Source organism: Calidifontibacillus oryziterrae (genome assembly GCF_000331575.1).
GTDB lineage: Bacteria > Bacillota > Bacilli > Bacillales > Bacillaceae_J > Calidifontibacillus_A > Calidifontibacillus_A oryziterrae.
The window spans coordinates 1,127,425-1,143,161 of the sequence record NZ_KB223527.1; the positions used below are offsets into that span (position 1 = coordinate 1,127,425).

Annotated in this window: 15 protein-coding genes; 3 read left to right on the plus strand and 12 right to left on the minus strand. The window is 36.0% G+C overall.

All coding sequences use genetic code 11. The annotated features are described in order from the left end of the window. Window positions 1–23: 23 nt before the first annotated feature. Window positions 24–1,028: a catabolite control protein A gene (gene ccpA / locus D612_RS0114180; RefSeq protein ID WP_017756146.1), complete on the minus strand. Its 1,005-nt coding sequence runs from the start codon at window positions 1,026–1,028 to the stop codon at window positions 24–26. A gap of 280 nt (window positions 1,029–1,308) precedes the next feature. Further along, window positions 1,309–2,385 (minus strand): bifunctional 3-deoxy-7-phosphoheptulonate synthase/chorismate mutase, encoded by a 1,077-nt coding sequence (locus tag D612_RS0114185; RefSeq protein WP_017756147.1) that lies wholly within the window; start codon window positions 2,383–2,385, stop codon window positions 1,309–1,311. Between the two features lie 179 nt (window positions 2,386–2,564). Between D612_RS0114185 and D612_RS0114190 the strand changes: the two genes are divergently transcribed. Further along, window positions 2,565–4,745 carry a cell division protein FtsA gene (locus tag D612_RS0114190; protein ID WP_017756148.1) on the plus strand — a complete coding sequence of 727 codons (2,181 nt, stop codon included), beginning with the start codon at window positions 2,565–2,567 and terminating at the stop codon, window positions 4,743–4,745. 35 nt (window positions 4,746–4,780) lie between these two features. On the opposite strand, the gene ytxJ is transcribed toward D612_RS0114190, so the two are convergent. The 9 genes from ytxJ to D612_RS0114235 form a co-directional block, all read right to left on the minus strand. Continuing rightward, a complete protein-coding gene (gene ytxJ, locus D612_RS0114195) occupies window positions 4,781–5,128 on the minus strand; it encodes a bacillithiol system redox-active protein YtxJ (RefSeq protein ID WP_017756149.1) in 348 nt (115 codons plus the stop codon). Window positions 5,129–5,142: 14 nt separating this feature from the next. Further along, the gene (locus D612_RS0114200) at window positions 5,143–5,526 is read right to left on the minus strand and encodes a YtxH domain-containing protein (protein ID WP_017756150.1); all 384 of its coding nucleotides are present in this window, start codon (window positions 5,524–5,526) and stop codon (window positions 5,143–5,145) included. A 46-nt stretch (window positions 5,527–5,572) separates the two neighbouring features. Then, entirely contained in the window at window positions 5,573–5,980 is a 408-nt protein-coding gene (locus tag D612_RS0114205) for a DUF948 domain-containing protein (protein ID WP_017756151.1), read from the minus strand. Between the two features lie 163 nt (window positions 5,981–6,143). Then, window positions 6,144–7,457 (minus strand): UDP-N-acetylmuramate--L-alanine ligase, encoded by a 1,314-nt coding sequence (gene murC / locus D612_RS0114210; RefSeq protein WP_026092521.1) that lies wholly within the window; start codon window positions 7,455–7,457, stop codon window positions 6,144–6,146. Window positions 7,458–7,641: 184 nt separating this feature from the next. Further along, window positions 7,642–8,751, minus strand: a complete 1,110-nt coding sequence (locus D612_RS0114215) for a nicotinate phosphoribosyltransferase (RefSeq protein ID WP_017756153.1) — start codon at window positions 8,749–8,751, stop codon at window positions 7,642–7,644. Between the two features lie 150 nt (window positions 8,752–8,901). Then, a complete protein-coding gene (locus tag D612_RS0114220; RefSeq protein ID WP_017756154.1) occupies window positions 8,902–11,238 on the minus strand; it encodes a DNA translocase FtsK in 2,337 nt (778 codons plus the stop codon). A gap of 133 nt (window positions 11,239–11,371) precedes the next feature. Further along, complete coding sequence (locus D612_RS0114225) at window positions 11,372–12,166, minus strand: DUF1444 domain-containing protein (RefSeq protein WP_026092522.1); 795 nt, start codon at window positions 12,164–12,166, stop codon at window positions 11,372–11,374. Between the two features lie 41 nt (window positions 12,167–12,207). After that, window positions 12,208–12,729 carry a hypothetical protein gene (locus D612_RS0114230; protein WP_017756156.1) on the minus strand — a complete coding sequence of 174 codons (522 nt, stop codon included), beginning with the start codon at window positions 12,727–12,729 and terminating at the stop codon, window positions 12,208–12,210. Between the two features lie 14 nt (window positions 12,730–12,743). Next, the gene (locus D612_RS0114235) at window positions 12,744–13,814 is read right to left on the minus strand and encodes a M42 family metallopeptidase (RefSeq protein WP_017756157.1); all 1,071 of its coding nucleotides are present in this window, start codon (window positions 13,812–13,814) and stop codon (window positions 12,744–12,746) included. Window positions 13,815–13,961: 147 nt separating this feature from the next. Between D612_RS0114235 and D612_RS0114240 the strand changes: the two genes are divergently transcribed. Further along, the gene (locus D612_RS0114240; protein ID WP_017756158.1) at window positions 13,962–14,270 is read left to right on the plus strand and encodes a PepSY domain-containing protein; all 309 of its coding nucleotides are present in this window, start codon (window positions 13,962–13,964) and stop codon (window positions 14,268–14,270) included. Between the two features lie 18 nt (window positions 14,271–14,288). On the opposite strand, the gene trmB is transcribed toward D612_RS0114240, so the two are convergent. Next, window positions 14,289–14,936 carry a tRNA (guanosine(46)-N7)-methyltransferase TrmB gene (gene trmB, locus D612_RS0114245; RefSeq protein WP_017756159.1) on the minus strand — a complete coding sequence of 216 codons (648 nt, stop codon included), beginning with the start codon at window positions 14,934–14,936 and terminating at the stop codon, window positions 14,289–14,291. A 494-nt stretch (window positions 14,937–15,430) separates the two neighbouring features. On the opposite strand from trmB, the gene D612_RS0114250 reads away from it, so the two are divergent. Continuing rightward, complete coding sequence (locus tag D612_RS0114250) at window positions 15,431–15,724, plus strand: YtzH-like family protein (protein ID WP_233274998.1); 294 nt, start codon at window positions 15,431–15,433, stop codon at window positions 15,722–15,724. Window positions 15,725–15,737: the final 13 nt, after the last annotated feature.

Genomic DNA, 15,737 nt, shown 5'->3' on the forward strand with positions numbered 1-15,737 from the left:
GTTTTCTATTTCTTTTATTCATATCAGTTTTTTGTTGACTGTCGAAACTCAATTCGATGCGGCAAAACTACGATATGATTTTCTACTTTCTCTTTATTCATGTACTTTGTAAGTAATCTCATCGCGACTGCACCAATATCATACATCGGTTGGACAACAGTCGATAATTGCGGACGAACCATTACTGCTAGTCTCGTGTCCTCAAATCCCATGACCTCAATATCATTTGGTACTGATATTCCAAGGTCCGAAGCTCCATTAATAACACCTAAAGCGATTTCGTCAATAACAGCAAATATAGCTGTTTGCTTTAAACCTTTCTCATGGAAGGTTTCAATAGCATGTAATCCCACCTCATAGCGTGAGTAATCGCCAATATAAAGATTGTTTTCATCAAATGGAAGATTGGCTTCTTCTAAAGCACGACGATATCCTGTAAGCTTTAACTTTCGTGTCGTTAATTCTTCTATCGGGCCGGAAACAAAGCCTATATGCTTATGACCCTTCTCAATTAACGCATGGACCGCATCATAACTCGCTTGTTCATAATCAATATTTACCGACGGTAATTCATTGTTTTCCTCGACTGTCGCAGCTAAAACAATCGGTACAGGAGATTTTTTAAATTCCTCAACATGCTGATATGTAATATTGCCGCCCATAAATACGATTCCATCCACTTGTTTGCTGAGCAATGTGTTTAGTAAGTGGAGCTCTTTATCTTTATTACGATCGGAATTACTTAAAATAATATTATATTTATACATCGTTGCAATATCTTCAATTCCTCTTGCTAGTTCAGCAAAAAACATACTTGATATATCAGGAATAATGACCCCAACAGTCGTCGTTTTTTTGCTAGCAAGACCACGCGCTACAGCATTCGGCCGATAACCGAGCCGTTCAATCGCCTCAAGGACCTTTTTTCGAGTTGAAGGCTTTACATTAGGATTCCCGTTCACTACGCGAGAGACAGTAGCCATCGATACGCCAGCTTCACTTGCAACATCATAAATTGTTATATTCAAAATGGAACCTCCTTTACCGTAAAGCGTTGAATTTTTTTATTTTAATTATACGTTAAAAATCATATTTATTATAGCTTAATTCTATTATACAAATAATCGTCATGCAATGAATACTGTTCACAATTGTTTAATTTTGTTAAAATTTGTCTTACTAAAAGGTTCTATATTGGAAGATGAATCCCATTATTGGAATGTTGAGAACCCACTTTGTAAGCACGATTTATAAAAAATAAAAAACCTGTACCACCAAAGATGATACAGGACATTATAACAAATTATTTTACACCCTAACTTTTACATTACTTTTTAGAGCTTCAATAAATTTATCAAAAGTAGGGATATCCATTTGTTGTGCTGAGTCTGATAATGCAACCGCTGGATCTGGATGAACCTCAGCCATGACACCATCAGCACCAATAGCAATAGCTGCCTTTGCAGCAGGAAGCAATAAATCTCTTCTACCCGTAGAGTGTGTAACATCTACCATTACGGGAAGGTGTGTTTCTTGTTTTAAAATTGGAACAGCCGTAATATCAAGTGTATTTCTCGTAGCAGTTTCATACGTACGTATTCCACGTTCACATAAAATAATGTTACCATTCCCACGTGAATGAATATATTCTGCAGCATTAATAAACTCAGAAATAGTTGCCGACATTCCACGTTTTAAAAAGATCGGCTTATTGGTTGAACCTACAGCTTTTAACAATTCAAAGTTTTGCATATTTCTAGCACCTATTTGGATAACATCCAAATATTCTAGTGCTGCATCTAAATCTGAGTGAGTTACAATTTCACTAATAACAGCAAGATCATATTCTTCTGCAATTTGTTTTAGAATTTTTAACCCTTCTAAACCTAGCCCTTGGAAATCGTAAGGAGACGTTCTAGGTTTATATGCACCGCCACGCAACAGTTTTAGACCGTGTCTCTTAACTGCTTCCGCAACTTGTGCTACTTGTTCATATGATTCAACCGCACAAGGACCCATTACAAAATGGACATTTCCATCCCCAACTTTTTCACCCTTGATATCGACGATTGTATCCTCAGGTTTCTTCTTTCTTGATACTAATAAAGCTTTACTGTGGTCATCCTCCTGGAGTTCTAAGCCAGCTTTAAAAATTTCTTTAAAAATATGTTGGATGGTGGAATTTTCAAATGGACCTTCATTATTTTCAATTATTAAATCTAACATTTTTCGCTCACGAACCGGATCAAATCGATATACACCTTGCTTTTCTTTGATTTTCCCAATCTCTTGTACAATTTCCCCACGCTTGCTGATTAATTCCAAAAGTTTTAGATTCACTGAATCTAGTTCAGCACGTAAAGCATCTAATTCAACATTACTCATTTGAAATTCCTCCCTTTAATTGTTTATAAGATTTTAAAATTATGGTACATTTCTAAATGATTAGAGTTTATTATAAACAATATAGCTATAAATGTCACGAAATTTTTCTTTAATGATTAAACGCTTTTAAGCGATAAAGGATTTTGCTTTTCTATTTTACGAAAGGAAGGTGCGTTTCCTTGGGCAACCAAACTTCTATTTTTGCCTTAGACATCGGAACTAGGTCGGTCATTGGCATTATTATGAAAGAACAGAGCAATGGCTATGAAGTAATTGATTTCGAATACAAAGAGCATGATGAGAGAGCAATGCTTGACGGACAAATTCATGATGTACTATCTGTTTCGAAGGTTATTACTGAAATAAAGGAAAAGTTAGAGGAGCGACATGGAAAATTAGAAAAGGTATGTGTTGCTGCTGCAGGCCGTGCTTTAAAAACAAAACGCGCAAAAGTGAGTATTAATATAAGTGGTAAACCTCTTATAAATAAGGATGATATTTTCTATCTTGAATTAAGCGCTGTTCAACAGGCACAATTGCAATTGGCTTCTGAAGAAAATTCAAAGGAAAGCTTCAATTATTATTGTGTTGGCTATTCAGTCTTAAGATATTTGCTAGATGGAGATAGTATCGGAAGTTTAGTAGCACAACAAGGTGATGAGGCAACAGTTGAAATCATAGCAACGTTTTTGCCAAAGGTTGTTGTTGAGTCGCTGATCGCCGCATTAAATCGGTCTAATCTAGATATGGAAGCTTTAACGTTAGAACCAATAGCTGCTATTAATGTATTGATGCCGCCTTCAATGCGACGTTTAAATGTAGCGTTAGTAGATATAGGCGCCGGAACTTCTGATATTGCAATAACTGACGCAGGAACGATTATCGCTTATGGAATGGTTCCAATTGCTGGGGATGAAATTACCGAAGCTATAAGTGATCATTATTTACTTGATTTTCCACTAGCAGAAAAAGCAAAGCGTGACCTTATTGAAAATGATGATATTGCCATTACCGATATATTAGGTTTTGAAACATTAGTACCTAAAAGTGATGTCGTTAGCGCGATATATGAAAGCTTAGACAAGCTTGCTACTTCTATAAGCAATGAAATCCTTTCATTAAATAATAATAAATCGCCTAAAGCTGTTATGCTTGTTGGTGGTGGAAGCTTAACACCCGAATTGCCACACTTATTAGCAGAAAAATTAAGCCTTCCCGATAATAGAGTGGGGATTCGTGGTATTGATGCAATTCCAAAATTAGAACTAGCAGAACATATTAATAAAGGCCCAGAGCTAGTTACACCTATTGGTATTGGAATTGCCTCAAAGGTAAGTCCTATCCATTATGTATCAGTCATAGTAAACAATCGTCCAGTCCGGCTTTTTGATATGAAACAACTAACAGTAGGGGACTCTTTACTAGCTGCCGGAATTGAAATAAACAAACTATATGGAAAACCAGGAATGGCGGCGATTGTTACCGTAAACAATCGTGATATAACTATTCCAGGAATTCACGGAGAGCCACCCATTCTGTTAAAACAAGGTCAACCAACATCGTTTGATGATCCAATTGAAGATGGCGATATAATCATGGTTGAAAAGGGAAAAGACGGACAAGCTGCAATTGTACAAATAAAAGATTTAATTGAAGAAGCAAAGGCTATAAAAATTTGGATCAATGATCATCCATACAATATCTCAATGAAAATTTTTAGAAATGGAAAAGAAGCAGCTATTGATGACATATTAAATGACCATGATAAAATCACTACTTTCTTCCCAAAAACAATTAGTGACATTTTTGAGAGCTTAAATATGAATGAGTTTCAACACTCCTCACCATTTTATGTATTTTACAATAACAACAAAATTGCAATGTCCGGATACGGTTTAACCTATTTAAAGAATGGAATTCAAGTTCATTCGGATGCAACAGTTTCAAATGAAGACAAAATTACGGTGATTAGCGGTAAGCAACCTAAAGTTAAAGACTTATTATCCGAAAAGGCGATTTCCTTGTATTATCAAATTCCAGTTATTTTTAACGGGGAACAAATCAATTTACAAAAGGCTACTTTAGAACTGTATCGCAACGGTGAAATATTAGAGGAAGAAGATACATTATCAGTAGGTGACCATATCCAGTCTGTATCTAAAGATGTCGAACCTTTTATCTTTCAAGATATTTTTAGATATGTTGATATAAACATGCCAAAGATTCAAATCGGCAATTTTACGATATTAAAAAACGGTGAGGAAACAACGTTTTATGACCAGCTGGCACCAGGTGATGAACTTGCCCTCGTTTGGCCAGAAATGAGTGAAGATTCGGCGACGAGTCAAAATATCAAGTGAAAAAAAAGTAGGCTGACTCGATGTGTCAGCCTATTTTATTTTAGCTTTTCTATTGCTTGTATAATATTGGTTTCTGTTATATTCCAATGAGAGACATGCCATTTAACTTGTCCATTTTCAAATAATAAGGCTTGCGGTGATTCATGCTTTATATGAAATGTTTCGGCAATATAATTAGAAAGCGGCCGAGCATCCTGAACATATAAATAATAAGTTGGAAACTTTGTATTATTTGTAAATTTCCCAAATTCATCAAACGCTGCCTGACTAACTGGACAGGTTAAACTATGCTTCATTAATAAAAATGTCCCACTGCTCTCAATAATTCTGTTAAATTCTTCGACTGATGAAAGTTGAATAGAAGGAAGTTGGCCTTTCGACATTGTTTCACTCCTACTTAGTTATTACTATTTTCAGTAACTTCATCCTGAGATTCTTCAGTTTCTTCTAATTCAGTTACAGCTACTTCCTCGACTGCTTCCTCAACATCATCACCTTCAACAACTTCTTTTGTTTCATCAGCAGCGCTTTCAACCTTTGAACTAACTGTTTTAACCTTTTCAATTAAGTCTACGGTTTTATTTTTTGCTGTCTCAGCTAATTGCCCACCCTTCTCCTTGGCGATCAGCGCTTGCTCATTTATATTGCTTCGCAATTCTTTCCCAGATTTAGGCGCCAATAATAATCCAATCGATGCACCAACTATACCGCCTATTAATGTACCTATTAAAAAATCCTTACTATTAATTTGGTCCTGATTCTGGTTCTGGTTATTACTCATACTAATCTCCTCCTAATAAGTTTATTTAGTTTAGCGAAGTCGATTCTTATTTGTTTTTAAATCGCCGCCAAACATCTATCAGCACTGAACTCCAGCCGACAACCTGTGATACTGATTCTTTCCGATTTTCCACATCGGCACTTACTTGATCGGTAACCTTGCGAATTGAGGTATTAATGCGTCCTACGGTATCTCCAATCTCTTTAAATGATTGTACGACTGAATTTACTGAATCGGATTTTTGCTTCAGATCCTCCATTAACTCATTCGTTCGATGTAGTAGTTCCTCTGTTTCTGAGGTAACACCTTGTAATTGCTTTTCAAGACCTGTTAAAGTACTGGCAACATTGTTCAACGTTCGCTGCAGCGAGCTAAGCGTTTTATTTAAATAAATTACTAAAATCGTAAAGGCAATAGCTATTAATGCTACACTAAAATATAATAGTTCAACCATAACTAAGACTTAATACCTCCTCATTTTTATGCCTATTCCTTAACATTCTTTGACAAAAAAGTCCTACACAAAACATATTCTTCATTATAGTATATCTTTCCTGCCAACTCAGGTAAAATGTGAAATAAACTTAAAAAGAGGCAGATCTAAGATCAGCCTCTTTCTATGATACACCCTTCGCACTTAATTCTCGTTCATAGGCTTGCTGATATTTCTGAATATCCCCCGCACCCATAAAAATTAGTACACTATTGTCATACTGTTGCAAAATACTCGTATTATCTTCAGTTAACAGCTGTGCATTGATTACGATATGTTTTAAGTCCTCGATTGTCAAATTCCCTTCATTTTCCCTAGCAGACCCAAAAATGTCACATAAATATACTTGATCTGCCTCCATTAAGCTCTCAGCAAATTGCTGTAAAAACTTTTGGGTTCGTGTATACGTATGCGGTTGAAAAATCGCAACAATATGACGATCCGGATATTTTTGTCTGGCCGCTTGAATCGTTGCTTTTATTTCTGTAGGATGATGGGCATAATCATCAATTAATACTTGATTACCTACCTTTTTTTCACTAAACCTTCTCTTTACCCCTACATAAGTAAGAAGTTGAGCAGCAATAATATCAGCTGAAATTCCCTCATAATGACATAAAGCAATAACTGCCAAGGCATTTAAAATATTATGATCTCCATACCCAGGAATTTGAAAAGAAGCGTAGAAATCATTGCGAATAAAAACGTCAAATGATGTCCCTTTAGTTGTTTTATTTATGTTTCTAGCTTGAAAATCATTTTCTTGATTAAAGCCATAATATACTACAGGCACATTCGCATGAATTTTTTGTAATTGTTCATCGTCCCCGCAAGCAATAATACCTTTATTAACCTGTAGAGCCATTTCTTGAAAGGCTTTAAATACGTCATCAAGTGAACTAAAATAGTCAGGATGATCAAAATCAATATTCGTCATAATTGCATAATCTGGATGATATTGTAGAAAGTGTCGACGGTATTCACACGCCTCAAATACAAAATACTGCCCATCTTCAGTGCCTTGCCCAGTCCCATCACCAATCAAGTAAGAAGTAGGCTTTGCAGCCTTCAATACATGTGCTAAAAGCCCGGTAGTAGATGTTTTCCCATGCGCTCCAGTAACAGCAATGCTAGTGAATTTTCGAATAAATTCACCCAAAAAATGATGGTACCGAAAAATAGGAATCCCTTTGCTCTGAGCTTCTGTAATCTCCTCATGGTCATCTGGAAATGCATTCCCAGCAATTACAATTTCATCCTCATTAATATTAGCTCGAGAAAACGGTAAAATTTTTATCCCCTTTTCCTCTAATGCCTTCTGTGTAAAAAAACTTTTTTCAACGTCAGAGCCTTGGACTTCAAAATTCATATCATGAAGAATTTGTGCTAGCGCACTCATTCCGGTCCCTTTAATCCCGACAAAGTGGTAAACTGTCATAAGTTGAACCTCCACAACTCTAATTGTAGCACTTGCTGTCATTAGTTGATGATCAAAGACAAATAGCATTTTTACCATTTATCATCCGAATACAAATATTATAAATTTAGTATATGAAATTAAATTAAAAACGAGCCTGTTTTTTATCTCTGAATTCTATACTAATTCATTCCTATTTTTTTGTTTAATCTAATATTACCTTCTCAAGCCTTGGATTAGGTCGGTATTTACGACCTGACTTCGCTTCAGGCTGACCATTAAGAATGACATTATCGCCAGTAAAGCCAATATTAATTTTAAGTAAACTACTGCCGACTCCATACATATCTACAGGAACATTTAATTTTTCAAATTGTAAAATACGTTCCTCTGTAAATCCACCTGTGGCAACAATTTTCACATGGCTATAACCATTCTCGTCTAAAGCCTTCCGTAACGCAAAAATTAATTGAGGATTGACACCGCGAGGATCAAACGTCCCCATCACCTCTGGATTCCGAGTAAAATATTTGTCTATTAATGTCCTTGATGTATCAAGGCGAACACCTTTAAGTGTCTTTCCAAACGCTTCTGCAACCTTTAGTGAGTCTACAATGACATCATTGTTATAATCAACTAAAGAAACCAATTCGTCTTCAGGATATTTTTGATGGTATGCTTTTGTGGCTGCTACAATATCACCATTAAACAGTTGAATAAGTGCGTGTGGCATTGTACCCATACCTGTTTTTCCCCACCATTCATTCATCGCGTGGGTCGCCTGAGCTGTTGAACCACCTATATACGCTGCATAGCCATCTCCTGCTTGTTGAGTATAATGATCGTCTCGATCACCCATGAAAATTATTGGCTTTAGTTTCCCAGAGGTTCTTGCAGCCTTAACTACACGATAAACATTCGTAGCAACAGATGTTCTTCTTGCCAATATTCCATCAATAATTCCTTCCAAATAGCCAAAGTTTTGATATGGTCCTGTAATAGTAAGGACCGTTTCGTACGGACTAATCTCATCTCCGTCTTTAAGTGAATAAACCTCTAAATCACATGGGTTTTCAGCAAAGGTTTGTAATAGAGCTATAACTTCATCCGTTCCACATAGGACTGCTTCCTCCTTTTGGAAGAACTGCATTGTAACAATGTTATCCGTCTTAAAATCTTTTACAATTTCGCGCGTTTTAAGAAAATATACAGCCGAAAACCAACCTTCTTTAATCCTTTCATCAAACTTGAAAGTTTTGTTTGTTAAGCGCTTTATTTTTCCTTGAAGCTTCAAAGTAATTTCCTTATCGTTCATAAAAAAGTGCTCCTCTATACAATCCGAAATTTATTGTAGAATGGAATTGTTTACCTTCCTATTTCATGTAAGTTTCATTATACATATCTTTTGTAGTTAATTGTAGTTTAAATCATATAAAATAAATAAAAAATACGCATGACAGCGAAATTAAACACCGTCATGCTGTAAACTTTTCAGTTGTTCTTTTGTTAGTAGAACATCACGTGGCTTTGAGCCTTTTGGCTCCGAAATAATTCCTCGTGCTTCCATCATATCTATTAATCTCGCAGCTCGGTTGTAACCAATTCTAAAGCGGCGTTGCAGACTCGAGGCAGATGCTCCCTCTTGATCAATGACAAAATCACATGCTTCAAAAAACAATTCATCATCGCCGCCAACATCATAAGTATTTTTTATAAGCTCTTCCTGAACGAATAAGTATTGTGGCTCCATCTGTTTCCTGACAAAATTAGTTACTCGCTCAATTTCATCATCACTAACAAAATTACCTTGTATTCGAACCGGTTTATTAGAGCCATTTTCTAGGAAAAGCATGTCACCTTTCCCTAATAATTTCTCCGCACCACTTATATCAATAATTGTTCTCGAATCAACTTGAGACGATACCGAAAAGGCGATTCGTGTTGGAACGTTTGCCTTAATTAACCCAGTAATTACATCAACAGATGGTCGTTGTGTTGCTAGTAATAAATGGATCCCACAAGCTCTTGCTTTTTGAGCAATTCGACATATTGCTTCTTCTACATCAGCAGGCGATACCATCATTAAATCTGCAAGCTCATCAATAATAATAACTAAGTATGGCATCATTTCAGCTTTTTCATTCTCTGATTGCTTTTTTTCATTATAACGGGTAATGTCCCTTACACCTTCATGTGCAAACGACTCATAGCGCCGTTCCATTTCCTCAACCGCCCACTTTAACGCAGCGGTCGCTGCCTTGACATCGGTTATGACAGGGCTAACAAGGTGTGGCAAATCATTATATGGTGCAAGCTCTACCATTTTGGGATCTATTAACAGCAGCTTTACCTCATGTGGAGAGGCTTTATAAAGCAGACTAATAATAATCGAATTAATACAGACACTCTTTCCTGATCCTGTCGCACCGGCTATTAATCCATGCGGCATTTTTTTTATATCTGTCACAATTGGTTGACCTGAAATATCGAGACCTAATGCAACTGCAAGTGGTGATTTGTTCGTTTGAAAGACTGAACTCTGTAATATCTCACGAATCACAACAGGACGGCTTTTGCGGTTAGGAACCTCTATTCCTACAGTGCTTTTCCCTGGAATAGGAGCTTCAATACGTATATCCTTAGCCGCGAGTGCAAGCTTTAAATCATCTGCAAGATTCGTTATTTTATTGACTCTCACTCCATGTTCAGGCTGAACTTCGAACTGAGTAACAGCAGGTCCTTTCTTAGCTCGAACTACTTTCGCCCCAACATTAAAGCTATCAAAAGCTTGATTTAATAAAACACTCTGTTCATTAAACCATTCCTCATCATTATCTATTTCAGCAACGGGCATATTTAAAAGATGTAAATTAGGCTTTAAAAGGCGTAGCCCTGATTCTTTCCCATTATTCCCATCTGCCTGTATTCGCGTTGGGCTGCTCTGTAGTTTATCTTGCTTATACATGAGAACATTAAATGGGATTGTTCGCTCACTATTATTAGTTTTGACAACTTGTTTCTTATTTTGCGCGTCTTTCGCTTCATATTCATTCGAAGTCAACGGTGTTGAATTATTTGCGAATACGCTTCTTTGTTCGTTTTGCAGATCATTTGTGTTCTTGTGTTGCGATTCACTTATGCTTTTGTATTGAGGTTCATTTATGCTTTGATGTTCCAGATCATTTGTGCTTTTGTGTTGCACATCATTTGCGCTTTTGTGCTGCACATCATTTGTGCTTTTGTGTTGCACATCATTTGCGTTTTTGTGTTGCACATCATTTGTGCTTTTGTGTTGCATATCATTTGCGCTTTTGTGCTGCGCTGCAATTTCTACATAACTTTCGGAATCCTTTGTATGACGTACAATAACTCTGTCATTGTTATTAATAATCACTTCATCTTCCACGCTAATTTCTTTTACTCTTTTTTGGGGACGCTCGCCAAATCCATAGATTGGAGATGGGACATCTGTCGGCTTAAATGGACCTTTTTTCCCCTGACCGACCCCTTTCTCGTTTCGAATTTGGCGCCGCAACTCTCTTTGAGCTCTGACGTGTTGAATATTACTATCTTTTTGAATAGCTTTCTGTTCTAATGTAGAAACATCTTTATTATCATACATATTTACATCATCTGGAATAACGGGAAAACGGAATTTCCCCTTCGGATATTCATAAACTACTTTCGCATCATACTTGTCCTGGTTATTATAATTAGATTGACTATGTATCGGTGAGTCATAATAATCTTCGTAAGGTTCGTTATTCCCGATTCCAAAAAAACGTTTAATCCAATTTTTCATTCATTAATCACTCTTTCTAAAGCCTATGTTGTTATAAGAACCTTTACATAAAGTATAAATTAATTTACAGGTTACGTATATAAAAATTAAGAAAAGGCATGGAGCAATAATCCATACCTCTAAGAAATACATACTATTTTAGTTTATTGTTTACAAGAACAAATATCGGTTCGAGTTCTTTATTTTCGTATAAAAACGGAAGAGCTGTTATCGGTACTCGACCTTCTGTAAAAAATTGCATGGCCATATGTCCAACTATTTTATAGCCTTGTTCATTACAAATATCACCTATAATCAAAACATCTTGATGGGGTATAGCTACAACCATAGTACCTTTTATTGTAGACTGAATTTTTTCTAGCAATGATTCATTTAATACACGGCTTGCATCGTAGCCATCATTTGTATTGATAAAATAAAAATGATTTTCGGCAACATCATCTTCTTTTATCTCTACCTTTAATGATCTAACATTAAAGCGAGCAACTTCTTTAATTCTTTCTTCACTCCAGTTTTCTTGAATAGCAAAGTCGCGATCAATTAAACGATATGATGTACCTAAATCCAGCGCAAAATAAATTCGTGTTTCAGCCGTATGTTCATCAAAAATTAATTTTTTCCCATCTTTTGTTTCAGTAGGGAATGAGGTCGAACGAAGCACAGGGAATATATGTTTTTCTTTCCCACCTAATTTTTGTGGTTCCTCCATTGCCTTAAGGGCTTCCTCAACATTATACACTACCTCATCAATTGCTTTTTCCTTTTTTTCTTCCCATTTTGATATGATAGGGGGCAACGAAATTGTAATACCTTTACCAGATACTTTGCTTTCAATCCGAAGCTGAAAATTTGTATGATCATACACTATATTCCATCGTTCTCTTTGAAGACGCTCTACTAATATGTTTTTCATCATTGCATTCGTCATTTTCATTCGTTACACCTCCATATAAAAATTGGGGCTGACCTTTAGTCTTCCCCAATTTTATATTCTACGGAATTTGCAATTTCCATCATTGCTTTTGTATGTTCTACCATATCACTTATTTTCGTTTTAGTAGTAAGCTTTACCCCGCCAATACCTACTATTAATTCATATTCATTGTCTTCAAGTGGCGCAGCACTAAAATATCCAAAACGTTCACCACGTTTAAATGATTCTATAATTTTTTCTCCTTTTGCTTTCTCCAATGCTTGAAAAGCAGCTTCACTATCCAAAGCTTCCTGCGGATTTACAAATAGTATAAATTCCTGTCTTCCTTTTGCTAAAATTATATTGCTTTCAGATTCACTTATAATTTTAAAATCCTCCGGTAAAGAAAAACGTATTCCATAAATTGTCTCGTTATAAGCTGGTTTAGCTTCATTAAATGTGTCTTCAGCTACTTCTATAGATTCATTAATTGCTTCTTCTTTCGTAACACCACAGCCCATTAATAAGCTTATGGATAGTAGGACAACAAATAGAGGTTTAAATATATACATATTCATTAAAAATTCTCCTTTTATTTACTTCGAATTAATTCGACCGTGTTTTTGTCAGTATGTTTCACTAATTTAACTAGTAATTCCTTAGCAGCAGCATAATCATCAACATGAATAATAGATGCAGATGTATGAATATACCTCGAACAAATACCAATGACTGCTGAAGGAATCCCGTTATTTGATGTATGTACCCGTCCAGCATCTGTTCCACCTTGTGAAACAAAATATTGATACGGAATTTGGTTACTTTCAGCCATATCTAAGACAAAGTCACGCATTCCTCGGTGCGTAACCATTGAACGGTCTAAAATCCGCAATAATACTCCCTTACCTAATTGGCCAAATACATCCCTCTCCCCAGAAGCGTCATTTGCTGGGCTTGCATCCAATGCATAAAAAATATCTGGTTGAATTAAATTTGCAGCCGTTTGCGCTCCTCTTAATCCTACCTCTTCTTGTACAGTTGCTCCGGCATACAGGGTGTTTGGTAGTACTTCTAATTTAGTCGCCTTTAAAAGCTCAATTGCTAACCCACAACCGTAGCGATTATCCCAAGCCTTAGCAAGAATCTTCTTTTCGTTTGCCATCGGTGTAAACGGACAAATTGGCACAGCTTGTTGACCAGGTTTTATGCCGATTCTAATCGCATCATCCTTATCATCTGCTCCAATGTCGATCAACATATTTTTAATGTCCATCGGCTTTTTTCTTGTTTCCTCATCGAGCAAATGCGGAGGAATCGATGCAATTACACCTATGACCGGTCCACTTTCAGTAATTACCTCGACACGTTGCGCAAGAAGAACTTGACTCCACCAACCACCTAACGGTTGAAAACGCAGAAGTCCACTATCAGTTATTTGGGTAATCAAAAAACCCACTTCATCCATATGTCCAGCAACCATTACTTTAGGTCCATGCACCGGTCCTTTCTTTACCCCAAACACACCACCTAAATGATCTTGAATGATCTCATCAGCATACTTTTCTAGCTCTGATTTCATAAACGTTCGTATATTTTTTTCAAAGCCCGAAGCACCTTGAAGTTCTGTTAATGTTTTAAATAATTCACGGGTTTCCTTATTCATATCAAAAACTCCTTTTCGATTGTTTCCCACTTCACATGTATTTTCCCCTAAGCTATACTTATAATAAACTTATTAGCAAGGTCAACAATAGTTTACCATTCATGTAAATTGCATGATATTTTTAACGAATAAATAGGAGTGATTTAATTGAGATTGAATCAGTTACTTCTCGGCCTTGGTATCGGTGCCATTGCCGGAGCATATGTTAATCAAAAATATATGAAGAATCATATTTCATCCGAAACAGCGTTAAAAATCGTAAAAAAAGCTTTTAAAGATCACGGCCCAATTGATGGATCATGGATTCACATGAAACCTGAAAAAGTGAATAAGTTTAATCTAAGCTATAACGTTTATCGTGGCGGAATTACCCGAACAATTGATAGCAAGGTTGAGCAATATGAATTTTTAGTCGATTCTAAAACAGGGACGATAATTGATGTTTATGCCCTTTAACTTGTGTTAAACATTAACTTATAAGGTTCTAAACTTTGCCTCGCAGCGGTAAATACGTTTACCTTGTTTTGAAAATTTCGCCTCGTATTCAGTCATTACATTGTCCTTAATATTACTATTGTGAAGATCAAGACTAATATTTTTCAAAAGCATTCCATATGTTGAAAAGCTTTCTAAAGAATATTCAAACAAACCTTGGTTGTCTGTTTTCATATGAATTTCTCCACCTGGAATTACAATATCTTCATAAATACGTAAAAAAGTTTCATGACTTAACCGTCTCTTTTCATGTCGGTTTTTTGGCCAAGGATCCGAGAAGTTTAAATAAATCCTTTCAATCTCACCTTTCGCAAAAATTGACGGTAACTCCAATGCGTCTATATTTAAAAGCCTTACATTAGGCAGACTGTTCTCAAGTGTAAGCTCCAAAGCACTGACAATTACACTAGTATACTTTTCGACCCCGATAAAATTTATATTAGGGTTTTTTCGTGCCATTCCATTAATAAATGTTCCTTTCCCCATGCCAATTTCAATAAAAATGGGATTATCATTATTAAATATTTCATTTTTCCAGCTGCCTTTAACATGATCTAATGAGGAAATTACGATATTTGGGTAATTTTTAATAGTTTCATGTGCCCCTGGCTTATTGCGTAATCTCATGAATCAAATTCCTCCTTTACTTCGAGTACAAAGATAACACTAAAAAAACAAAATGAAAAGCAAAAAAGGCTAAACGCTCGCCTATTAAATCGTGATTATAAACCACTAATAACCAGAGTAGGCGTCTAGTAAGCGAGTTCAAATTCAGCTTTTATAATATGGTGATTGAAGAACAAAAGCTATAGGCGCCCTGCTTAGCGACGTATAAACTAAGAGCGCATCGACTGAGATGAAGGAAACAAGTCGAGGGACGAGTCGATGTTGACTTATCGCAAAAGAGAGATGAGCGAAGTTTACTAGTCGCTGGGCGCTTGCGCTGGACGACTACTCTCTGTGCTATAGTATTTATCCACAGGATCAAATTATAAAATTTCCTAAACAACAAAAGAAGCTGCCCAAAAAGCTTGGATACTTTTGGTCAGCCTATGAATAGTATATTTTTTAAAGTTTAGCAAAGTATAAGTGTATCATTGAATTTTATAATTGAATAAGGAGTGAATAAATTGCCATTAAATGAGCAGTACCAACTATCACTATTACAGGACATCCTCAGAAATCATCAAATAGATTGTTGTGGTACAGTATCAGAGTATGAGCAAATGCAACGCCTAATTCATTCACTACAAGGTCACAAGCAAGTTAATAACGAAATGAATAACACATTAGTCGATGTATATAACTATAGTTTACAGGGACAAAACGCCGATAATATCGATGATCATATATTAAAACACAAGGAGAATTTTGAACAGTGGATTAACAACCTTAATGATTTAAATTTGACATAATCAAACAATATTT